This is a genomic window from Flavonifractor sp. An91, from assembly GCF_002159225.1.
Taxonomy (GTDB): Bacteria; Bacillota; Clostridia; order Oscillospirales; family Oscillospiraceae; genus Flavonifractor; species Flavonifractor avicola.
Genome location: NZ_NFHA01000026.1, coordinates 1 through 23,736 on the forward strand (window position 1 = coordinate 1; position 23,736 = coordinate 23,736).

Annotated in this window: 18 protein-coding genes and 2 pseudogenes; 5 read left to right on the forward strand and 15 right to left on the reverse strand. The window is 42.6% G+C overall.

All coding sequences use genetic code 11. From position 1 onward, the window contains the following. A pseudogene (locus B5G42_RS17945) lies at positions 1-149 on the forward strand (IS110 family transposase); the annotation flags it as partial. A 144-nt stretch (positions 150-293) separates the two neighbouring features. Here the strand turns inward: B5G42_RS17945 and B5G42_RS13265 are convergent. The 15 genes and pseudogenes from B5G42_RS13265 to B5G42_RS13335 all read right to left on the reverse strand — a co-directional run. After that, positions 294-539, reverse strand: a pseudogene (locus tag B5G42_RS13265) (conjugal transfer protein TraG); the annotation flags it as partial. Positions 540-788: 249 nt separating this feature from the next. Continuing rightward, on the reverse strand, positions 789-1,424 hold the full coding sequence (locus B5G42_RS13270) for a hypothetical protein (protein WP_087271283.1): 636 nt from the start codon (positions 1,422-1,424) through the stop codon (positions 789-791). A gap of 14 nt (positions 1,425-1,438) precedes the next feature. Beyond that, positions 1,439-1,657, reverse strand: a complete 219-nt coding sequence (locus B5G42_RS13275) for an acyl carrier protein (protein ID WP_087171097.1) — start codon at positions 1,655-1,657, stop codon at positions 1,439-1,441. After that, positions 1,648-3,036, reverse strand: a complete 1,389-nt coding sequence (locus B5G42_RS13280) for a class I adenylate-forming enzyme family protein (protein WP_087171096.1) — start codon at positions 3,034-3,036, stop codon at positions 1,648-1,650. The genes B5G42_RS13275 and B5G42_RS13280 overlap by 10 nt, the downstream gene beginning before the upstream one ends. Continuing rightward, positions 3,037-4,806 (reverse strand): hypothetical protein, encoded by a 1,770-nt coding sequence (locus B5G42_RS13285; protein WP_087171095.1) that lies wholly within the window; start codon positions 4,804-4,806, stop codon positions 3,037-3,039. It abuts the gene before it with no gap. Positions 4,807-4,812: 6 nt separating this feature from the next. Next, complete coding sequence (locus B5G42_RS13290) at positions 4,813-6,198, reverse strand: radical SAM/SPASM domain-containing protein (protein WP_087171094.1); 1,386 nt, start codon at positions 6,196-6,198, stop codon at positions 4,813-4,815. Beyond that, the gene (locus tag B5G42_RS13295) at positions 6,198-7,403 is read right to left on the reverse strand and encodes a radical SAM protein (RefSeq protein WP_162609081.1); all 1,206 of its coding nucleotides are present in this window, start codon (positions 7,401-7,403) and stop codon (positions 6,198-6,200) included. Before B5G42_RS13295 ends, B5G42_RS13290 begins: the two co-directional genes overlap by 1 nt. A 414-nt stretch (positions 7,404-7,817) precedes the next feature. Further along, on the reverse strand, positions 7,818-8,366 hold the full coding sequence (locus tag B5G42_RS13305) for a GNAT family N-acetyltransferase (RefSeq protein WP_087171091.1): 549 nt from the start codon (positions 8,364-8,366) through the stop codon (positions 7,818-7,820). A 4-nt stretch (positions 8,367-8,370) separates the two neighbouring features. After that, entirely contained in the window at positions 8,371-9,549 is a 1,179-nt protein-coding gene (locus tag B5G42_RS13310) for an HD domain-containing protein (protein ID WP_087171090.1), read from the reverse strand. Between the two features lie 121 nt (positions 9,550-9,670). After that, positions 9,671-11,314 (reverse strand): recombinase family protein, encoded by a 1,644-nt coding sequence (locus B5G42_RS13315; RefSeq protein ID WP_087171089.1) that lies wholly within the window; start codon positions 11,312-11,314, stop codon positions 9,671-9,673. 75 nt (positions 11,315-11,389) lie between these two features. After that, complete coding sequence (locus B5G42_RS18380) at positions 11,390-11,554, reverse strand: hypothetical protein (RefSeq protein ID WP_164475027.1); 165 nt, start codon at positions 11,552-11,554, stop codon at positions 11,390-11,392. A 268-nt stretch (positions 11,555-11,822) separates the two neighbouring features. Further along, positions 11,823-13,184, reverse strand: a complete 1,362-nt coding sequence (locus tag B5G42_RS13320; protein WP_242957507.1) for a virulence-associated E family protein — start codon at positions 13,182-13,184, stop codon at positions 11,823-11,825. A gap of 79 nt (positions 13,185-13,263) precedes the next feature. Beyond that, on the reverse strand, positions 13,264-14,490 hold the full coding sequence (locus B5G42_RS13325) for a serine/arginine repetitive matrix protein 2 (RefSeq protein WP_087171087.1): 1,227 nt from the start codon (positions 14,488-14,490) through the stop codon (positions 13,264-13,266). 425 nt (positions 14,491-14,915) lie between these two features. Next, a complete protein-coding gene (locus tag B5G42_RS13330; protein WP_087271289.1) occupies positions 14,916-15,221 on the reverse strand; it encodes a molecular chaperone in 306 nt (101 codons plus the stop codon). Beyond that, a complete protein-coding gene (locus tag B5G42_RS13335) occupies positions 15,205-15,498 on the reverse strand; it encodes a hypothetical protein (protein WP_087171085.1) in 294 nt (97 codons plus the stop codon). Before B5G42_RS13335 ends, B5G42_RS13330 begins: the two co-directional genes overlap by 17 nt. A 331-nt stretch (positions 15,499-15,829) precedes the next feature. Here B5G42_RS13335 and B5G42_RS13340 point away from each other — a divergent pair, with 331 nt between their 5' ends. The 4 genes from B5G42_RS13340 to B5G42_RS13355 all read left to right on the forward strand — a co-directional run bounded on the left by B5G42_RS13340 (position 15,830) and on the right by B5G42_RS13355 (position 23,667). Then, entirely contained in the window at positions 15,830-16,678 is an 849-nt protein-coding gene (locus B5G42_RS13340; RefSeq protein WP_087171084.1) for a helix-turn-helix domain-containing protein, read from the forward strand. 362 nt (positions 16,679-17,040) lie between these two features. Continuing rightward, positions 17,041-18,384 (forward strand): ATP-binding protein, encoded by a 1,344-nt coding sequence (locus tag B5G42_RS13345; RefSeq protein WP_087171083.1) that lies wholly within the window; start codon positions 17,041-17,043, stop codon positions 18,382-18,384. A gap of 94 nt (positions 18,385-18,478) precedes the next feature. Next, positions 18,479-21,316: a DNA adenine methylase gene (locus B5G42_RS13350; RefSeq protein WP_242961229.1), complete on the forward strand. Its 2,838-nt coding sequence runs from the start codon at positions 18,479-18,481 to the stop codon at positions 21,314-21,316. Continuing rightward, positions 21,316-23,667, forward strand: coding sequence for a restriction endonuclease (locus tag B5G42_RS13355; protein ID WP_087171081.1), 2,352 nt, complete (start codon positions 21,316-21,318; stop codon positions 23,665-23,667). Before B5G42_RS13350 ends, B5G42_RS13355 begins: the two co-directional genes overlap by 1 nt. Positions 23,668-23,736 lie beyond the last annotated feature (69 nt).

Below are 23,736 nucleotides of genomic sequence, written 5' to 3' on the forward strand. Positions count from 1 at the left end.
CAATGGATGAGCCGGTCTACCAGTTCATGAACAAGAAACGCTCTGAGGGCAAGCCATACCGTGTCTACATGATGGCATCCGCCAACAAGTTCCTGCGCATCTACTACGCCTCTGTGAAAACCTATTTGGATTCTCTGGAGCACAACTAATTTTCGTGTCATACCATCTGGCTGGCCGCCGTTTTAATTTTGAGATGCTCAGCGGCTTGATTTTGTATTGCATTTTTTCGCCTCCCTAAAAATCTGAAATTTCTACTTGACTTTTATTAGCAGGTCTTTCACAGCGGAACAGATTTACACGCCCTCTGCGTCTACTTCATACACATCGTAGACCTCGTTGGGCTTGAGCTTGAGCCGGGTGGACAGGAACGCCTCGATGTCAAAGGCGTTCTTGGGGTCCGCGTCGGCGGTGTACGGGTAATTGGGGTGCTTGGTGATGTCGTACTTGTCCGAGAGGAAAGGCCGCACACCGCGCAGCTGGAGGATACACTTGCCGCCGTCCATGACGGCCAGTTCATCCTGGCTCATAAGCTCTTTGCCATAATGTCAAGTGATGAATTCAAAATACATAAAAAACAACCCCTTCTCTTAGCCGAGAAGGAGTTGTTACGACTGAATTGATAAATACATATGTAGAATCATTATTGCGCGTACCGCGTACATAGAAATAGTGTCAAAGTTGAAACAAAAACCATATATAGTTGAATTTAACCACAGTGAACTCATAAATTTTTGCGTTTATTAACTTCCAACAACTCATATGGCAATGCAATAATTTATTCGCCACTATCATGCCCGACGAGTTTCATTTTCATCCGTTAACCTTTGTTGGTTACATATTAATTCGCATTTTTTAACCAATTGTTGCAATCGATCTTTTGCAGATGACAGCTTTGTTTGAGCATCGAGTGTGCCCATGAATGATATAGTTTTCGCCGTAAATTCGCGTGTGTCCTCACGCTTGATTTCCTTGTAGCAATCTTTTATTAGATCTTGATATTCTCCGATAATTATATATGTCTCTTTGATTGTTTCAGATATCTCACAGAAATTTTTGCGCTTATCCGAATCTTTACAAATGTAAGGAAAAGTACAAGAAAGGATTTTTTCTCGATAATTTTTCCAGTCCGATGTAAAGATATTCAAATAATTTTCTAAAACATTATTTTTATCTATAAGTAATGAAAGAAATTCTGTCGTCGAACGGCCTGTCCTATTTATTAAAATAATGTACAACTCATTGGCCGTATCTTTGATGTTCCTAGCGGAATCGCTCACTATCGAAATCCCTAGTTTCCCTTCGTTTATATAATCAGACGCAAATCTCTCTTTTGCGATTTTATAGGCAAATAATCCGCCAACCAACGCCCCGATTACTGTAGAAATAGCAGGAAACAGCAATTCTGTGAACAGAAAACTTTGCATTTAAGCCCTTCCTTTCATTGTATAACTGCAGCATAAAAGTCCTTAACAGTTTTTATATTTTTCAACATAGTTAAATCGATATCAATTTTATAAATTTTCTCTATTTCACAAATTAAAATCATCATGTCCAAGGAAGAAAGGCCCAAATCCGTTAGGAGTGTTTCATCTGTTACGCTATTCCTATAATCGGGTATGAATCGTTCAATTACTTTAATTAAGTCCTTCAGTTCCATACATTTCTCTTCACCTTTCCAGTATTAGTTTTTGGTAACGGCTTTTGTGTAAATTCAATGCTAAAAAAAGGCTGATAGGTTGGGATGCTCAGAATATATTTTTTTATCTCTTCCTGTCTCGCTATCTCTGGAACATAAACTAAGGAGCATAGTCGTAATCCGCTGCTTGTCTTCCTTGCAAAAACTATGACCTCTTGCACTCCAGGGTGCTTTAAAATAACTTCTTCTAATTTTTCGGGCAAACATTTGGTTCCATCTTCGAATACAATTATATTATTTTTTCTTCCACTGACATAGAGGAATCCATCTTCATCCCAATATCCAAGATCGCCAGTATGGTATTCTCCGTCTACAATTACTTGCGCAGTTAACTCTGGATCACCATAGTACCCAAGCATTACATTATCTCCGCGGATTATAATTTCACCATCCTCAGCGATGCGGACTTTATTGCAATTTAACGGAATTCCAGCACTACCTGCTTTATAATAGTTATCCCTGTTAACGCTAATACAAGGTGAACATTCGCTTACACCATAGCAGCCTAACGCTTTAATATTCCATTGCAGTAAAGCTTTTGTTGTTTCTGCCCGAAGGCCTGCTCCTCCACATAATAGTTTGCGGAGTTGTCCGCCAGTAAATATATCTAGATTTTTCGTTCGTCTAGCTAGAGTCAAAAACGCTTCTGCTACAGCGGGAGGCACATTCATCATCGTCGGTCTGAAAGATGCCATTTGGGATAGCGCCTGCGCTTTGCTGTCCGGTATGCAGATTGCACTTCCAGACAACAACGGAGCCAGCAAATCACACACTAGACCGAAAGCATGATAATAAGGAATTAATTGGAGCAACCGATCCTCACAGGAAAAACGATATTTTTCCAAACCACTCATAACATTGCAACAAAGATTTTTTTGCGATAACATGATTCCTTTTGATGCACTAGTGGTACCAGAACTGTAAATAATAGTACAAACCGTTTCTGAGTTTTGAGGGGGTACGCTATTGTAGGAAATGGGAGGGATATCCAGATGTTTGAGAATGTCCGTATCGGTCAGAGTATATTCAATGGGAGGAAGTACTGCGCCAGATGGGCAATGTTCCATATCTATCAGTACTGCAATATTCCCTGTAATTACAGTTGCAAAATAAGCCGCTGCAAATAAAAAAGGATCTTCTGCATGAATTAGAATAAAACGGCCCTGATCGTGTATCAGAGAACCTGCAACACACAGCACTGCTCTCTCAAACTGATGATATGTAATCTTTTCTTGTGTTCTACAAAAAGCAGCCTGCGTGCCATAAAGTTCAACGCTAGTTTGCAGCAATGCAAGCAGATTCAAAACTTTGCGTACAGGGTAATCCGGATAATTTTCCATCTACAGCAACTCCCTCCAAATTGATGGAATAACAACGCAAGCCCTATTTTCTAAAACAGTTTTCAGAACACTATCTGAGATTTTCACAACATCGCATACCGAATTGGCGCAAATCACCAACTTATCTCCATATTCAGATTTCAGAATCGTGTTCATTGCGGTCATGCATTTCCCATCGCACGTTTTTTCATGAGACTGCGGACAGGCTCCATCATAGTTTTCTACAAGTCCAACTAAAGTATGAATCTGGACAGATTCATAAGGGCTAATACACATACCTCCACCCGGCATATTGCACAATATAAAACAAATATCATTTTTGACATATTCTTCCCGAAGAAATGCATCTATTAGGTCTTTTCCAAAGCCTGGTTCATTTCCTGTCAGATAGTCATTTTTTACAGTCTGGATATGTCTTTTCGTTAGCCTCTCTCCGAAAGCTATCGAAACTTGAAAATAATTCTTGAAAAAAGACTCTGTGTCAATATCATTAACCACTAAACAATCAAGATACTTTGCTTTGATACATTCCTTCAAACAATTCCAAAGATTTACAAATGCGAAGTGCTGGCTTTGTGTTAGAGGCGGAACGGAAAAATACACTTTACGCCCAGTACTGCTCAGTGTATTAAGAAGAGACTTCATATGATTTATATAAATGTGGCTTAATAGATTGGCACAGTTTGATACGCCAATGAGGTACCCTTCTACCTTCATGGGAATTCTGCCAAAAAATGTTTTCAGTTTTTCTTCCAATACAGGTAGATCCGGCACCTGGTCTCCCTGGAACAGATACTGATTGCGTAAATCCAATATCACTCGAACATAGGAGGGGAATTCACTCGATTTTATTCCTTGGTAAATCTTTTCCTTTGTTGCTCTGATACGCTCCAATGAAAAACCGTTGAAATACTCTGTATGCCAAGCTAGTCTGGACCATAGCATATAATTTTCGATGTTTTGCTTGATGTACGAATCCTCCTCACAAAACAGATAGCTATCCAGGCAATCTTTTATATATTTCAGAGACGCATTGCGGGAACTGATTTTGAATAAGTGCACATTAGACACATCCAGCAGCCCGGTATGAATTTCAAAAGGCATGAGACTTTGCAGCGCATACAGATATTCCGGACTATGCTGAAATTTTTCTTGATAATAAGCACGATGGCAATTCTTCAAAGTTGTGCATCCACCACAAACGTGTGAACATCCGTTATTAAGCAGAAGGACTACATCAGCGTGCAAATGCTGCTTGATAAATGAAAAAAGGGATGTATTTCGGATATTCTGACGCCCTAATACGATCTCATCATACCGGTGAGTCAAGGCTGCAAACTCTTTTTCCGTATGGATATGATTTTTAAAACTATAGACAATCCTTTGTGTTGGGAAAAAGGATTTTACATCATTATAAATATCATCCGTTATTCCAACCAAATCAACATTGACTCCGTGATCATATAACATCCGAGCAGATCTTTTGACGTCATCACGGCTTACCCTTCCATTATTTAGTACCAGTTCCATCTTGATGTTATGGGAACGAATACAACCCAGAAGCTGCCAGAATCGATCTACAAGTTTAGGGTCATGCATTTGTTTTATAACCTGTGTCCTTGCATGGAATTTATCACCCATTGGCAGCGAAAAATAAAAATTATTAATATAATCCGAATATTTGTCCAAGAATGCATTAAATTCTTTTAAACTAGTGTCCAAGGTCAACCCAATGGAAAATCGTTTATAAAAAAAGGATTGATCTAACACATCCAATTACCTCCTTTGTATGTGAAGGCCTGACATTCTTTCAACTAACTCAGGCTCTGTGAGAATCAATTCAATCAGACGGGGATACAAACTCCGGTTCAACGCGCACTCGATGTGATCGATCTGGAAAGGTTCTTTGCCATATGCTAAGCAATTCGCTTTACATCCTCCCCGACAAAAATACAGGTACGGACAATCAGAACACGTTTCTGTTTTTTTCGGAGCATAATAATGATTATGCTCCTGGGCGCTATGAATCAGATCCAGAAGATTATCCCCCTGATTCTCGATATTTCCAAGGCAAAATTCAGGTCGCCCAATCATCTCACAAGGGTAAATATTTCCTTTCTGATCAAAGGAAATAAAGGAAATGCCTCCGCGGCACCCCATTGAATTGCAAATGTTGTTATTCGAACGATCAAGAAGGTTTCTCAGTTTATCAGTAATATTTGCTTCTCGGAAATTTCGGCCACATCGAGTTTGTTGAACCACTGCGTTGAATAGCTTATCCACGTATTTTTCTAATGATTTTTCCGAAATTAACATTGAATAATCGAATGATTTTGTACCACTAGGATGGACCAAATTAAACTTAATACTGTGTAATCCAATTTCATTAACTAAATAGTCTATATTTTCTTCAACATGATCAAAAGAATAGACAGAGTTAACGCTCAATGTCCCAATATTTGCATCAGGATATTTTGCAAGTATTTCCCTTATATTTTTGACAACTCTGCTATGCGTAGTATTTCCAGAAGTGTCTAACCGGTGAGCATCATGCACAGCTTCAATTCCATCTAGACTCACACCAATGGCAATATGAGACTTTCGCAATTTCTCATAATTTGTTAGATTAAGTAGCAAACCGTTCGTTTGAATATTAAAATCAGCTCGGATTTGAGCTTTTTCAAACATTTGCTTACACTTTAATATTTGATCCAGCATAATTAGTGGTTCCCCACCCCATGGCTGAAAAGAAATATGATAAATATTGTTTTGCTTACAGTATGTAATTATATACTGAGTAATCTGTTTCAACATATCATCGGAAATATCATTTCCAACTCCCTCAAAATGGCGTAGGCAGTAGATGCAATTACAGTTGCATTTGGTTGTAAAATCGATCATGAATAATGTGGGTCGTATATCATGGCAGAAATTTGAAAAACGTTCCTGTCCGTATACTAATCCAAATCCACGTTGATAAAGTTTAAACGCCAGATCTTCCGACAATTTTTTGTTTTCAATGGACTGCACGAGACTATTCTGTAATATTATTGATGAACCATTTTGGGACAACAAAAAAGACCATTTGTCTGTAAAAAAACAATGAGCACCACAAAATGAAAATTCGTTCCATTCAAAAGGCAAAAGATATTGGTAATCCATTATTCAATCACTCCCTTTCTCATCCATTCGTCCACTACTGTCACTCCGTTTAAGCCAAATTCATTTAAGCACAAAATTAATTCATCGAGAGAAACACCATAAAACAGCATTTTCTGCAAATGGAGAATTTCCTTTGTCTTTAGTCGAATTTGGATAGTTTCTCCTGATAGATAATTTGTTATCGTGTAGCCGTTTCGACGTAGTTCATGGTTTAAATACGGAGAAAACACCATCTTTTCTATAGCTTGTTCTGTATAAAACTTGAAACTTCTCTGAAAATGATTTATTTCAGCTTCCTCTTTTGGAACGGACACAATATTATTACCAAATATCTCAAAATCGCTAAAATAGGCGCCCATACAACTATTATAAAAGGGACACTTTTGGCAGTGTATAGAAAGCGGTCCTGAATTCGCCTCCATGATTTCACCGCCTTTTTTGTGATCAACATAAGAATCTGCTTTGGGTGAAGTAAAATATTTCCAATAATAGCAATCACACATACATAGAGGAAGATTGTTGATTGAAAGAATTTGATCTTTTGCTCTTCCCGATGACTCAAACACATCGATGGCCTCTTCAATGTAAGGTTTCACCAATTGAAAATCAACAAAATTTGCCTGCGCAAATTTTCTCTCTAAGCCATTTAAATCAATTCCCCAGAGCTGGATTTCTGCCTGGGAAGAAAAAGCCCCTATTACAAACTGAATATATTGGGGAAGTTGGCGATAATTATTTGCTGTAATGCAATGTTTTACCGAAATCTGAACACCATTTCTATCTAAATACTGGAGGCCCTGCAGACTTCGCAAAAAACTTCCCTGTGAACCATTTTGATACTCGTGTTCTGCTGCATTCCAACTGTGAAATGTAGTAGTAACTGTTAATACACCATTTTTTTGCAATTCTAAGAATTCATTTGCATATGATTTATCTGAAAAACGCTCTCCGTTAGAAAGGATATGCACATTGATTCCTTTCGTGTGAAAGTATGTAATTAATTGAAACAGGTCTTGATGAATTGTCGGCTCTCCTCCAGACAACGTTACATCGCGTACGCCGTATGATACTATCTGATCAGCTTCCTTCAGAAGGCGATCCAAAGGAATAAATTTTTCACGATCATTTTTATGTATTAGGGGGCAACACCTACATTTTTCATTACAGGCATACCCCAAAGCAAGATAAGCATTATTTGCCCCCACTGCTAATCTCCTCCTAATAATAAATAGTGAGCGACCCGTCGAATGGAGTCCCCATCCGACGGGTCGCTCCGTCAATTAAATTGTATCACTTTCCGCCAGAATTGCTCCAGCCTCCGCTGTCTCGCCAACTCGCAGTAGAGTTGCTCCAACCTCCGCTATCTCGCCAGCTTGAGGTAGAGTTGCTCCATTGTCCGTAGCCGCCATCTTTCCAGCTAGCGGTAGAGTTGCTCCAGCCTCCGCTATCTTTCCAACTTGCAGTAGAATTGCTCCATCTCCCGTAGCCTTCATCCTTCCAGGATGCAAAGAACATAGGCGCACGGCTGATAGGGGCTTCACCGGCAGGGCAAAGAGCGGGTGCCTTAAAGACATCGAACTTTTTCATTCAAATTACCTCCTTCCAATATAGATTATGGTTTATACGCCATTATTAAAAAAGTTCATTTGCTTAATAATGGCGTGAAACCGCTCCCTTGTGACTGCATAAATCAATACATTCTCAAACTCGCCGTTATAAAATCTATACTCTTGCAATGTTCCTTCTAGACAAAACCCAAAAGATTCTACGCATTGGCGAGAATGAACATTATGTTCATAAATGTGGATATAAACCTTTCGCAAATTATAGTGTGCAAAAAGATAATTTAAAAACTTGATTGAAATAATTCCCCCTACGCCTGTCATTTGAAATTCTGGCTTTACAGCCACTGTAAATTGACAATGGCCATTGAGCTCTTGAAACTCGTAAGAATACGCAAAACCAACGAATTGCTCTTCAGACGTAGTGAATATCATAAAGTCATGATAGTCTGTTTCTAAGTGTCGATCAAACCACTTGGAAAATACTGTCATGCTATTGTGATCCGGTTTATTGATGATCATAGGATTAACAGACATGTGTGTGAAAAGCCTATATACTTCTCCATAATCTGCACCAGCAACATAGTTGCGCATATTTAATTCCATTATTTTACTCCTCGCTCACTAATTTCAAGATCATATTTGCATCAATGAATGTGTAAATGTTTAACTCAAGAGAAAATAAAATCAACTTTTTCGATTCTTCTTCTCGCAAAAATTCAGGATTATATTCACCAAAGCCCAAGCGAAGATAGTCTAAAGTATCAACATCTTTTAAGTTACGTAATGTTTTATCTTGAGAAAATATCTCTGGTGCATCATGAAAACGAATGGCATGAATTAATTTTCCCCAGTGAATGCGTTCATTAGAATTAATGTATTGAACAACTATATCGGCACCAATCTGACCGTGTGAACGGCCATTATCGTAATAGCTTCGCCCGATGTCATGATAAAGTGCAGCTAACACAAGCGTCTTGGTATCAATTTCATCTAGCCTTTGAAACGAAGCCAAGACAAACGCCATAAGTGCGCATTTATAGCTGTGTGAAATACCATGAATCACATTAGCCTGAAACACCTTGGGGTTTGCCTGTCTTATATTCGCACAGAACCAATCCCACCATGGACTAGATTTTGCTATTTTAATACATTCACAGTAATCTCGTTGTCCAGTTTCAGGGATATTCTTAGCTTTCATCATACGCATCGATAGTAGCGGAACAAGCTCTTCAAGCCCGCTGTTTTTAGCATAGAAGCACGGTCGATATGCTATAAGAGGGTGCTCACTCCACACTTGAACTTCAATATAATTTTCCGGTCCATGCTCTGCAAGGGGGTTCCATTGTTGGGGATAGCCATATTTTTGTATTATACCCTGTATTTCTTTCAACGTGTAGATATTGCGACGATATTCTTTACCATCATAAAATCTGTCCATAAATGTTGGTATGGAATCACCATATGTAAAAGACAAGGTTTTCTCATCAAATTCCTTAAGATCGAATACAACACTACCAAAAAAATGTTTCTTCTTAAAAAACCATTCATTGCAACAACCTAGAGTTAAATAATACGGATGTCTTTTTTCGGGACAGCCTCCTTTGGCCTTGAATAGATCGTACATCTTTTTCTCTGTTTCAATTCGACGTCTTATATATTGGCTATCATAGTTTTTTGGAAGTATGTCCCGAAATTTTTCGATATCATATGAAGAATTAATATTTAAATCTGAGACACCTGCAAAAATGTCTTTTCTTGGCATAAAATATCTATATAACTTTATCATATTAATATTCCTTATTTAGCGCTAATTCAAATGTCCTATTTTCCAATGCACAACAATATAGCAACTCTATTACATCTGCTGTAATAATTAATGTTACTGAGTCTAGTCTTAATCAAAACAATTATATATCGATTTGTCCGACAAAATTATAAACGATCCTGACTTCCTGAATCTTCTGGCCGTCTATCTTTTTGACTTCACCCACCAGAATCCGGCTGATCAGGCGATTCAACACCGTTTCATCCAACTCCTGAATGGTGGCATACTGTCGAATCTCCCGGATAAAGGTGCAGACTTCACTTTCTTGAGCATCGGACTGCTGAATCATTCGCAACAGCTCCTGCAAACGGCGCTGATTTTCTTCCTGCTCCTGCTCCATAGCGGCGGTCAGCTTCATAAACCGCTGCTCAGAGATCACGCCTTTGGCCTTGTCGGTATAAAGGCTCAGGAACATATCGTCAATTTCTCGGTTTCTGGCTTCCAGGCGTTCACGCTCTTTCTGCATCTCGGAAGCATCCGCCATATACCGGCGCTCCATCCGTCTGCTCAACCGCTGATAAAAGGCATCTGCATCTTTGAGTGCCATCGCTGCCAGTTCCTGAATATCTTTCAGGACGAGATTATATAAATCCCTGGCTTCGATTTTGTGACTGGTGCAGGCATTTTTGCCCAACCGGTTGTAGGTCTGGCAGATATAATACGCCTTGTCAATCGGTTCCCGCATCTCGCCGGTAAAGCGGTTTTTGCCAGTTCTGCCAACCTTCTCATACCGCACCTGCATAGATTTCCCACAGGTGGCGCAGTAGATAATGCCATGGAACAAGTTGTAGAAGGGGCAGGCATTTCCTTTCATAATAGGTGGCCTGCGATCTACGATTGCCTGCACCTGTTCCCATTCCTCCGGTGTCACAATCGCTTCATGGCAGCCCTCAATGATTTCCCAGTCCTCACGGGGAATGATGTCATAGGTGTTGGAGCGAATCCCTTTCTGGTGTGTCCGGCAAACCAGATGAGCGCCCTTATAAAAAGGGTTACGCAGGATATGGCTGATTCTTGCGCCGCCCCACGCATAGTAGTTGACATCACAGGCGGTATTTCCTTTTACTCTGGTGATAGGAACCTTGTCCTCCATCAGCTGCTTGGCAATCCGCATACAGCCCCAGCCATCCAGTGCCAGGTCATAGATTTTGCGAATCACCGGCGCAGTCTCCGGGTCAAGGATCAAATGCCCCCGATCCTCCGGGTCACGCATCAGCCCCAGGGGAGGCTGTCCGCCACAGAACTTTCCCTGCCGGGAACGGGTGATACGCCCCGCCAGCACTTTCTTGGAAATATCCCGGCTATACATATCATTCAGGATATTCTTGAAGGGCGTGATGTCCATTTCCTGACGGGTCAAACTGTCCACACCATCAGTAATGGCGATATAACGGACATTGTGTTTGGGGAAGAAGATTTCAATATAGCTGCCGGCTTCGATATAATTTCTTCCCAGTCTGGACAGGTCTTTGGTAATGACACAACCGATTTTACCGGCCTCAATATCGGCAATCATACGCTGAAAAGCTGGGCGATTAAAATTACGGCCTGTGTAACCGTCGTCCACATAATACTCATACTGGAACATCCCGTTTTTTTCGGCAAAGTCCCGAAGCATGATTTTTTGATTGCTGATACTCATACTCTCGTTATCGCCGCCATCGTCCAGAGAAATACGGCAATAGAGGGCTGTGATTTTCTGATTGACTTGTTTTTTCCTGCTCATAGTGTTCTCCTTCTATGAACAGGGACACGATATACATATTATACCATGCCCCTGTTTTTTCTTCAACCAAATCCCTCAGCTTGCCTTGCGTTCCAGCCATTCTTCAAAGTGTTCGCAGGTTTGCCGTTCAATGAGCTGTTCAAAGGCTTCCTGCATGGTTTTATCACCTGAAAACTCCCGTATCACGATAAATTTTACTTTTTTGCTCTGCTTGTTTTCTTGCTTTTGGGCTTTCTCCATAGGCTACCTCCATAGATCAGAAAAGCCAGACAAAGGGCATCGGCAACGAAGTCCGGCAACGGACTCCGAAAAACCTGTAACCTATCGTCTGGCCATCGTTTCTTACTTTTCAAATTTTCTTGTGAAATCTCGTTGCTTTCGTTGTCAGAGAACAGTTACCCACCAAAAAGCCTTGCTTTAACAGGCATTCACCGTGTCTATACCCCCATTTTTACGGCAACAAAGTCAGCAACCAGCCGACAACCAACCGGGCAACAAGCCCCGTAAATCAGGTAATCCACTCCTTTGGCAGCTCCAACTGACGGACTTCTTCCTCGCTCAGCTCCACAAACCCACCTTCGTTGCCGGGCAGTTCGTTGCCGAAACTCTCTCGTTCCCAGCCACGCTGCCGCCCATATCCAGCAAACATCCTGGGATTGGAGAAAGGCTTCCAGCCCGTCACCACCGTGTTCATGATCTCGTTGATGTTGTGCAGCTGCCAGCGCTTTGGCTCCTCAAAGGCGTGTCCCAACGCTTCCTTGAACAGCTGCTTGGAGCAGACCACATTGCCGGTGTAGTGTTCCAGAAACCCCTGAATCTGCCCGGCTTCGGTATCCTCCGGCATGAAGTCCTTTTGAACCTCCACCAGCTGCTTCTGAATCTCCTTTGAAAACTTCATGGAATACTCTCCGCAGCGGTAAATGGTCATAGCCTCCGCCCACACCTGCAACAGATATTCTCTGGAAGCGGCTTCGTCCTCCAAAATGTGAACCTCCGCTTTCTCCGGGTAAATCATCACCGGCAGGAACCGGCGATTTCCAGCCCGGTCAAGGGGTAGGAAATCCAGTGTGTTGGAGGAACCACCAAACACACACTGCCGCAGACGGTCTTTGGGCTGGGTCTCGTAGGGGGTGCGGTAGGTTTCCTTTTGGCGGCTGATAAAGGAGCGGATCTCCTCGATGCTCTTGGCGTTACTGGTGGCCAGCATCTCCGACATCTCGATGATCCAGTGGCCTTGCAGCTTGGCAAACACCTTGTCGTCATCCAGCTTTTTCAGGTCATCAGAGAACCACTCGTCCTGTATAGCCAGGAAGCGAAAGAAGGTGGACTTTCCGGCTCCCTGGCCGCCCACCAGACAGAGCAGTTCCTCATACTTGGAACCTGGATGGAACACCCGGCGGATGGCTCCCAGCAGGAAGTGTTTGAGCATTTCTTCCACATAGTTGCTCTCGTCTGCCCCCAGAAAATGATGCAGGCAGGAGCGTATCCGGGGTATGTCGTCCCAAACCAGGCTATTCAGCACATCCTGGATAGGGTGATAGCAGTTTTCGTTTGCCACGATGGAGAGCGCCGCCATCAGCTTCTTTTCACTGGTCAAACCATAGTTCTGCTCAAAATAAAGGAGCAGATATTTGACATCGGTATCGGTCAAGGCGCTGGTGCTTCTGCGCCAGCCCAGATCCCGCACAATATCCACACGGTCGGTCAGCAGATTTAGCCGGATTGCGCCCCGCAAAAGAGGATCTTCGCAAAACACCGTACGGCAATTTCCAATGGTGTTGGCCGGTTGTCCTTTTTCTGTCGTGGAAAGACTTTCCCGCACTTCATCAACGGTCAATTTATCACTTTCAGCCTGCCGGGGAGCAGGCACTAAACTCTGCGATTCGCTGTTCAATGTTTCTCACCTCCTCAAGGGAAAGGCGCCTAATTTGTTTGCAAAATCAGATGCCTTACCGCTCCATATTCTGTTTTCGCTGTTGCTTTTTCCGGTTTTCCTCCCGCTGCGAGTTGTCCTGCTTTGCTTTGTGCAGAAAATCCAAGATGGATTCTTTTGCTTTTTCCTGAATCTGCTGTTTACCAGCCTGTTTGACCTCCGGCTGCATCAGCTTCTTCTGGATTTTTGTCAGCGCAGACTGCATGGCATTTTTGATTTTGGAGATTACTCCATCCAGCCGGGCAGCGGCATACTCACGCTCTTTTTGCGGTGCTTTCCGTTCCGGCGAGAGTACCCAGGTTTTCGTTTCTTCCACCAACCGGATGTCCTCCTTATGGGTTTCCAGCCGGACAGTATCGGTGACAACCTCCACCGCCTTGTCATAGGCAATATCCGAAACCTCCTCCACCAGTGTTTCCACATCTTCAATTTTTAGGGTCAGCTCCTCCAGCTTTTGTTCCTGCGCCGCCAACTGCTCCTTTTGCTTCATCAGGATATAGTCCTGTTTCTCCAGATACGCCCGCCCACCATAGGACGGCTCCTGCTCCAAATGCACCCCATGTTTGCGGCTGATGTCAAAGAGCAGCGTCCGGCATACTGCATCAAAAGTCTGTTTTCGATTGTTGTGTTTGCCCTTGGGCTTACTCGGATCAGGCAATTCAAACCCCAGTTCCTCCAGCGCCTTTTCCTGTTGGGGACACAGCTCTCCATACCGGTTTTTGCAGTCAAACACATGGCGCTCATGGATGTGGGGTGTACCCTCATCCAGATGCAGCGCCCAGTCCAGAATGTGGATATGGGAACCAAAGCGCCGTTCAAACTCCTCGTAAAATTCGCTGACAATGAGTGCCAGCGTACCAGGTGGAACGGATTCTTCCATGGTGCCAATCTGGTAAATACTTTCCTCAGGGCAGGTCTTGTTGTTTTTCAAAAGATCTTCCACCGTGCGGTTGCGCTCGGTATGTCGTGTTTTCTCGTTCCGGGCATTTTGGGCATCCACATGGTCGGAATAATGCTCGTAGTAATACATCCGCTCAATTTCTTCAAAGCTGAAATCCGGCTGTTCCGGGTTCTCCCGAAGTTCTGGGGTAGTGAAACCACGGTAGCAGTCCCAGTACACATTTTTCTTGGCTCGCTGGGCATCAATGTGTTCGCTGTTTTCCACATCAAACCGGCGGTCATTGTGCCGGGGATTATAGGTGCCATGCTTGCCGGATCGTCCGTTGTGCCGTGTCAGTTTCAAATTCCATCCCTCCAATCTCTGCTGATTTTTCCCGAAGGGGGAGCAGCGGCGAAGCCGCCAAACCTGCGGATTTCTGCGTCAGGTAATACCCAGTACGAATTGACGCAAGGCATCAACTCTCCCTGGGCAAGGCGTTTCACCCTTGACCCGATGGGGCGGCTGCCCTCAACCCGCCAATGGGCCTTGCCCCTTGGCCCAAACAGGGCGCTGCACCCCTGTACCCAGCACAAAGGGCTTGCCGCCCTCTGTACTCCTGCCCGGAGAAGCCGACTTCCACCGCTTGTGCGGTTTCTGTCAGCTCCTCTGGCTCTGAATGATCCTTTTGTCGCATTTCCCGGCATGGGGGATACTGGGGTATCACGATACCAATTCACCGCAAAAATACCGGGTGTAGACCCGTCATTTTCCTGTGAATTGACCCGATTTCAGGCGCTCTCCTTGTCCGTCCGCAAGACCTGAAATCCGTGCTGTTTGGCGTATTCTCTGGTAGCGGCCAGTCGCTCCTCACTGTACGGCGGCACCAGACGGATGGACAGGCGGGACTTGTCCATCACATAGGTCACGCTGCCCTCAGTAGTGCTGCGCTCCAACTGGCACAGCTGGGGATACTTGCGGCTGAACTCGGCCAGCCTGCGCTTCAGATCGGCGTTGAAGGTGTAGATACTGGCGGTGTCCTCCGCCTCGTTCCAGTTGATAATGGTTTCTTTCTCATACTTAGACAGCTTCGTCATACAGATCCTCCTCATACTCGGTGTTTTCCTTTACCAAACGCAGGCGGCGCTTGGCACGGTAATACTCGTCCATCTCAGCACGGAGCTGATGATAAAAGTCGGTGTACCAGCGTTCTGCCATCTCCGTTTCCATCTTCCGGGCCAGCTCCAGCATCCGGTGCTTGGCCTGCGGGTCAACGGTCAGGGCGGTGAGCCATTTGAGCCTTGTCACCGTGTTGTGGTGGTTGGGACAGGCAAAGTCGTACAGTACTTTCTTTTCTCGGATACTCAACCTCATAAAAATCAACCTCCTAAAAGTTTATTTTCCATGTGTTAATCGCCGGTTTGCCTGCAATTGCTCCTGCCCGGATTTTCCCCGGCGTATTGTCCTTCTTGGTGCGCTCCTGTCTTGGCGTCACTTCCCCAAAGGTCATACCCCTTGCAGCCGGTCATTCAGTTTTCAAGGTTCTATGTCTCCTGACAAAACTCATTTTACCGGAAAAACAGGCCCTCTCCCGTATGTCCAAAACGATGGAAAATGGCTTGAAATCAGCATATTTCCACGCTTATGGAATCATGGTATAATGGTCATAAACGGAAGGATTTTCCTGATAAGAGGGGGATTTTAGATGCACACAAAACTGTCTATTCCGGAACGGCTAAAAGACTTGCGGGTGGTGGATAAGCACTTAACGCTGGAGCAGCTGGCTGAACAGACCGGGCTTTCCAAATCTGCTCTCAGCAAATATGAGAGTGACGATTATAAGGACATCAGCCCCTTTGCTATCGCTACGCTGGCGGAATTTTATGGGGTGTCCACCGATTACCTGATGGGGTTGTCGGAAAATAAAAATCACCCAAACACAGAGCTTCAGGCCCTGCATTTGAGTGATGATATGGTTACATTATTGAGCAGCGGAAAAATCAACAACCGGCTGCTGTGTGAGATTGCCACACATGAGAACTTCCAGCGGTTGATGACGGATATTGAGATTTTCGTTGACCGAATCGCCGATATGCGGATTGCTCAGATGAATCTGGTGCTGGAGGCCACCCGGCAGGAAGTGATCCGCAGCCATGCGCCGGGAGAGAATGACCTTTATGTCCGCACGCTGGAGCTGGGACAGGTACAGGAAAGTGATTTTTTCAGCCACACAATCCACGACGATCTGGACAGTATCGTTCAGGATATTCGTCAGGCCCATGTCACCGACCGCACCACCGCCGATCCACAGCCGACCTTCACAGAGGTCAAGGAAAAATTTGACCGTGCCATGCAGCTGGGCAGTAACGAGGAACGGATAATCCACGAGTTTTGCGACCAGATGCAGATTCCCTTCGACAAGATTGCTTCCGAGGATTTCTCGGCGTTTATGCGAATACTGAGCCTGTCCAGGTTGCTGAAGAATCCCAACAATATGAGGGGAAAGGCTCGGCCGCAAGTCTATCACAGTGCTAAGAAAAGAAAGAGGAGATAAAACTAAATGAAGTGATGCCGATTTGAGCATTTGACTTGCTATGTTTTAGAAAACGTCGTAAGTCAAATATGGCAGAAAATGTGTAGCCAAAACATATCTGTTTGGGACGGTAATCAGATTAATCGTCTCCTTTACAAATCTATAGTTACTCCCCAAAGGCCTGGATTCTACTTTTGATGTAAAATCCAGGCCTTTTGATTTCCAAAGTAATCAAACCGAGGCTTCAAATAATAATGTGATTAGGCTGCCTTGAAACACATATAATTTTGTGATTTGGCTTGTATTTTTTGCCGTTTTGACATATAATAAAAGTGTGATTAAAAAACACTGAATCTATCATAAAAGTGTGATGGGGTGTATATATGGAACGATTGATTTTGAAGAAACTGCTGAACTGGAAGAATTCTCCCTATCGCAAACCTTTAATTTTGAAAGGTGTGCGCCAAGTCGGCAAGACCTGGATTCTGAAAGAATTCGGCAAACGTTACTACGACAACACTGCTTATTTCAACTTTGATGAAAACGAAGAGTACAAGCAATTCTTTGAAACCACGAAAGATGTAGACCGAATTTTGCAGAATTTGATGCTGGCAAGTGGCCAGAAGATTACACCAGAAAAAACCCTAATTATTTTTGACGAGGTACAGGACTGCCCCAAGGTCATCAATTCCATGAAGTATTTCTGTGAGAATGCTCCGCAGTATCACATTGCCTGCGCCGGTTCTCTTCTGGGAATTGCCTTAGCAAAACCTTCTTCTTTTCCGGTAGGTAAAGTTAACTTCATGCAGATTGATCCTATGACCTTTACAGAATTTCTATTGGCCAACGGGGATGAGAACCTGGCAAACTATCTGGAGACAGTAAACACCATTGAGCCGATTCCCGATGCCTTTTTTAATCCTCTGTATGAAAAGCTGAAGATGTACTATGTGACCGGTGGTATGCCAGAATCCGTCAAGATGTGGACGGAGGCAAGAGATGTGGATGCCATGCAGGAAGCCCTGTCTGGGATTATTGGTGCTTATGAGCGTGACTTTGCCAAACACCCTAATATCAGCGAATTCCCCAAGATTTCGATGATATGGAAGTCCATACCGTCCCAGTTGGCAAGAGAAAACAAAAAGTTTATCTATAAGGTAGTCAAAGAAGGGGCACGGGCCCGTGAATACGAGGATGCCTTGCAGTGGTTGGTGGATGCCCGACTGGTGCATAAAATCTACCGCAGTACTGCTCCCGGCCTGCCTGTAGCTGCCTATGATGACCTCTCTGCCTTTAAGATTTATCTGGTAGATGTGGGACTGCTCCGCAGACTGGCGCAGCTGGCACCGACTGCCTTTGGCGAGGGTAATCGGTTATTTACCGAATTCAAAGGTGCATTAACCGAAAATTTTGTACTTCAGACTTTAATTACACAGTTTGAAGTGACTCCTCGGTACTGGTCGCAGACAAATCCTCCTTATGAAGTAGATTTCCTGATTCAGCGTGAAAACGATATTTTCCCTGTGGAGGTCAAGTCCGAAGCCAATACCACCAGCAGGAGCCTTAAGAAATTCAAAGAGTTATTCCCGGATCAAGTTAAACTTCGTGTCCGGTTCTCACTGGATAATCTGAAACTGGATGATGATGTACTGAACATCCCGTTGTTTATGGCGGATCAGACTGATCGGCTGATTGGATTGGCAATGGAGAAACGGCGAAACGGCTAAGATAACTCACATTTACCAATTTCTCTCCACAATTTAAAAAATCATTGAGGCGAATAGAATGAATCAATATAACGAAATTTCTACACTTCAATATATGGGAAGTAAAGCACGTATCATTTCTCATATATGTGATCCAATAATTAAGAATAAGTCAATTCAAACCGTTGTTGATCTATTTGCAGGAACAGGTTCTGTTGGCTATGCTCTTAAGTCATATAAAAATGTCATTAGCAACGACATTGAGTACTACGCATATATCATTAACCAGGCTATATTGAACGGATGTAATTTTTCCGAGTTAGAAGAAGCTTCATTTTGGGCAGTTGTAGAACAAAAATATATGCTTCTGCAAGAAAAAGTATCAACTGCTCTATTCGCAGAAAAAACCTTTTTTGTTGATAACGTAGACTATAAGCTATATCAGACCTTTTGCGAAAAAACACCATCTGTATTTGAACCTCATAGCGACGATCCCCGAATGAAAGAACTTACAGAGTTGGTTTCACATGTAATTCCAGGGAATGAGCCTGCTCTCGACTTTCCCTGCTTATTTTTAACTTACTTTGCTAATGCTTACTTTGGCATTGCACAATGTTGTCAAATTGATGCGTTGCGTAGCGCCATTGAACAGGTAATGGATGAACATACCAAAAATGTTCTGTTAACCGTCCTAATGTCTGTCATGAGCGCAGCAGCTTCTACAACAACACATTTTGCCCAGTTCTTAAAAGTGAAAAGCAAATCAACATGCAATAATTTGCTTACTAAACGAAAAATCAACATTATTGAAGAGTGTAAGGAATTAATGAAAGAGTACCGGAAATCCGGATTATGCTCCAAAAAAGAATACACAACATTTGATTGTCATAACCTTGATTTTTCTGAATGCTTAGATTCTGTTGTTTTAAACAAAAGCACTCTGGTATACGCTGATCCCCCTTATTTCAAAGAGCATTATTCCAGATACTACCACGTGCTAAATACACTGTGCTTATACGATTATCCAGCAATGGCTATTAATCCCCAGACGCATGAACTTTCGATTGGTAGATATAGAGAAGACAGACGGGTATCAGACTTTGGTAAAAAAGCTAAAGCTTTAGGAGCATTTGAGACGCTTATCACAAAATGTGCCACAGCTGGGGCTTGGTTAATGATTAGTTACTCCGATAATTCCATCGTAGACATTACCGATCTGCAAACATTGGCTGAAAAACAATATGATGTTCTAATTGAAAAAGTAGAACTTAGCCATTCAAAACAAGGTCGCAGTTCGATATCCAAGGTTGATGAATACATTTTCATTTGTCGTCCTAAGGAGTTCGTCCATGACGTGAATGAGAAATTGTTAGTGATCAAAGAACTCAAACCAATCGTTGATAACCCCGCTGGCTTTATGCACAACTATATGGCACGTAAACCTTATAATGTTGTCTCTGAAATAATCAAACGGTTTTGTCCTGATAACGGATGTGTTTATGATCCTATGTTTGGTTCTGGTACTACCATCATTGAGGCAAGCAAGCTCGGACGGAAAGCTATCGGTACAGATATCAATCTTCTCGCATATAAGCTGTGTAAAACATCTCTGTCGAGATGGGACCTGAACCAAGTTGAAATTGAGATTGATTCTTTCTGCGAGGAAGTTCGTTCTGCGTGCAATCCTCTATATATGTTTGTTGAAGAGAATGAAAATCGCATATTAGAGAGATGCCATTTTGATAGATATGGTGCAGAACTTGTTCCGACAATGTATTGGTATAAATTACAAAAAAAAGGGAAGTTAACTGGCAGAAAAAAAGCAGTTGCATCAAGTGAATTTATCATGCAGTATAAGATGTTTAAACACAACGATAAACAAAATATTGAAGATCAGGCATTGATCCCTAACTCCCGAATTGCTATTAAACCTAATGCGACAGTGTATAGTTATTTCTGCAATAGAAATCTGGTTGCAATTGACCGAATAATCGGTATTCTTCATTCGCATCAAAACAGTTATTGCTACGATATTTTAGAATTGCTTGTTTCGTCGGCAATTAATTTGATTAAGTTATCGGATAAAAAGGCATCCAGTCAGATGCCATATTGGCTTCCCCAAAAGGATGTTACTTCAAGAAATGCTGTCATGATAATAGAACAAAAAGCGACTGCTTTTAAGGAAGGTTTAACATATCTTAGCGAAAAATGTAAAAGCTTTGTTGATGAGAAAAATATAGTTCTCAAGAATATGCCTGCACAGAACATTTCAATAGATCTACTTCCACACGAATCTGTTGATTTAATTTTGACCGATCCTCCCTATACAGATCAGGTTCCGTATCTCGAGTATAACCAGCTTTGGTACAAAGTGATGGGATGGCAAGGATTTACGGACGAGTCATTAGAAGACGAACTGGTCGTTTCTGATGCCCCAAGCCGAAATAAGGATGGTGACGATTTCAATCGTATTTTCGAGGCAATTCTTAGTCGCATTTCTCCTGCCCTGAAAACAAACGGATATTTCATAATGTTTTATCACTCGTTTGATTTGAAATCGTGGAGCGATATTCTCAAGACGATGCAGGAACACGGTTTGGCATATTGTGGTCAGATTCCAAGTGCTACACCAAGAAAGTCCTTTAAAACAATTATGACTCCTAAAGGCACGCTTGATGGTAACTATATCGTTGTATTCCAGAAAAGAGCAATCAGTGAAGCGCCACAATTTAATGGAACTATAGACGAGGCAAAAAAGCTTGCGGTTGAATGCGCAAAGAGAATCATTGCAGAACGTAAAGAGGTAACATCTCAAGATCTGTACGATTGTGGTATGCTCAAAGAATCTTTTGAACGCGGATACCTGCAAATTCTGTCGACAAAATATAAATCTTTTGTCGATGTCATCAATGATTTCTTCGTGTTCCAGGATGGGTTATGGAGGTGCAAGTAATGTATTGGTTATTAGATTACGCAGAACAGGAAAACCTGCGCCAGCGAATGATTCACTTGCAAAGCACAATTCTCAATAGGCAGCCTCGAGATCAATCGGAGCAGATTTTTCCTTTCATTGGTAGAAAGAGCCGCACTATTGCAAGAACATTGATTAAGAATCTCACGGATGAGAATGGGCTCGTCGTAGATCCTTTTGGCGGGTCTGGTACATTTGCATACGCTGCACTTGATGCTGGTCGTCATGTGCGATTTAATGAGTGGGAGCCGTACGCCTATAAAATGTCTACTGCTCCGTTTCGTGGTGTTCCGTCTTCCGAGGAATATTGTGCAGCTTTGCGTTTTATTGCGCAGCGGGTAGAACCTACTATGAACGCCATCTATAAAACAAGATGTCCAAACTGTGGAGCTGAGTTGTCTTTTGATGGTTTATTCTTTGACCGTGAACCGCTTGAGTACTACCATCCAACACAACACGAACGCCTTGGAGCAAATGGCGAAAATGTAATTTTTAGAAATAGACGATATAGATGTCATTGTGGCTGCACAGAAAAACATTATGATGATTTTGATGAAGCCGTGCGCCTCCAAGTGGAGGCTATGCCTTGTAACTTTCCCCATGTAGAGTTGATCGAGAATTCTCGATTGAATTTTACAGCCCCACAGTATACGGCATATCAAAATCTATTCTCCAAGCGTCAGCAAATTGCATTGATGACACTTAAGGATGCCATTGCTGAACTTCCGGATGCTACACGTGCCTTCTTTGAAGATACTTTTATTTCGATTGCACACTGCGGAAAATACACTGACTATCGTAGCAAGAGTCAAGATAATCATTGCCCTGAAAATCGCCTAAAGGAGACCAATTTATATCATAGATTTTTGGAGAAACTGGAAGAACGCAGAAATTATATCGCTGCGCAAGACTTTGACTCAAATTTGTTAGAAGTAAGTTCTATGGACTATAGACGCTTTCTGCATACTATTCTGCCCAACACAGTCAATCTTCTTCTGACAGATCCTCCATATGGTGATAACGCTCAATACTTTGAGCACGCCCAAAGAATCCATCCGCTTATGGGGTACTCGTTAAAAGACGATGATGACAGACTTCACAACGAAGTCGTGATTAGCAATGCTCCCTCCAGAGTTGATAAGCATAGTAAAAATCAATTTCTTATCGATATTGAACGATTATTTATTGAAGCGAATCGGATTGTTGATGACCATGGATTTATGGTGTTATATTTCAGGCCGCAACAACGAGATTGGGTCAGCGATCTTAACAAGCTGAAGGATTTTGGGCGACGTCATGGTTTTGAGCCACTTCTAACTATTTCTGCGGGAATTTCAGATCCTTCAATGCGGGCATTGGCTTCTGCTGCTTGGACATTCAAAAATGATGTATGCTTTATTTTCCTGAAGCTACAAGAAAGCGAGCGCCGATGGTACGAGGGCGAAACTGATATTGACGAACTCGTTTTCTTAGCCGCTACAAGTGCTGCAACAGATCAAGGCAATCCATTTGTGATTACTCAGTTTAATCAGGAGTTCTTGTCTCAATTGCGTAGATGTGAATTGATGCGATTAGCTCATCCGATGTATGAAACCAAAATTAGAAGAACCTTAGATCGGTTTACAACAAGAAATGGTGCACAGTATCGATTGACTGGCCTATCTCCATATACTCTGATGAACCGTGAGATGAATGCTGAAATTAGACTTCGTGAGTTTGCTCCAGTTGTAATTGAAGAATTAACAGCTAATGGACAAGGTTTTACTTTTGAAGAGTATGTGATTCACCTTTCTTCCTTCATGGAAAATGGTAGTCGAGAAATCATCAATCAATTGCACACCGCCAATAGACTAATTCCAGAACTGCTGAATGTTTATGCTGTAGAAGATCCCGAGCAGGGGAAATTTTTTGCTCGTAATACAGTCAATACCGATTATGACACTAATGGTCGAGAGCATTTGTGCACAATGGACCCTTATGACTTTGAAAGATTGATTGCGGACTATTTTGTTCGGAGAGGTTTTGTGCATGCAGAAGTCATTGGGCGTTCTGGAGATAGAGGTGTTGATGTCCTTGCTACCAATATTCACGGAGAATATGAATTAATCCAATGTAAAAGGTATCGTCAGGGCAATAATATTGGCTCCACACCTATCCAGCGTGTCCATAGCTATATGCGCACACGAAATGCAAGTAGGGCCTGGGTAATTACAACTTCCGATTTTACTCCTGAAGGACGTGATGAAGCTCGTATTACGAATGTGACAATTATGAATGGTCATGACCTATTGCAGTCTTTGGAAATATACTATCCTGGACGTTTTTGCTTGTAAAAATCTTTTTGTGTACAAAGGGCAATCCCGATAGCACTTACATCATATACCTGTGCTATCAGAAAGGAA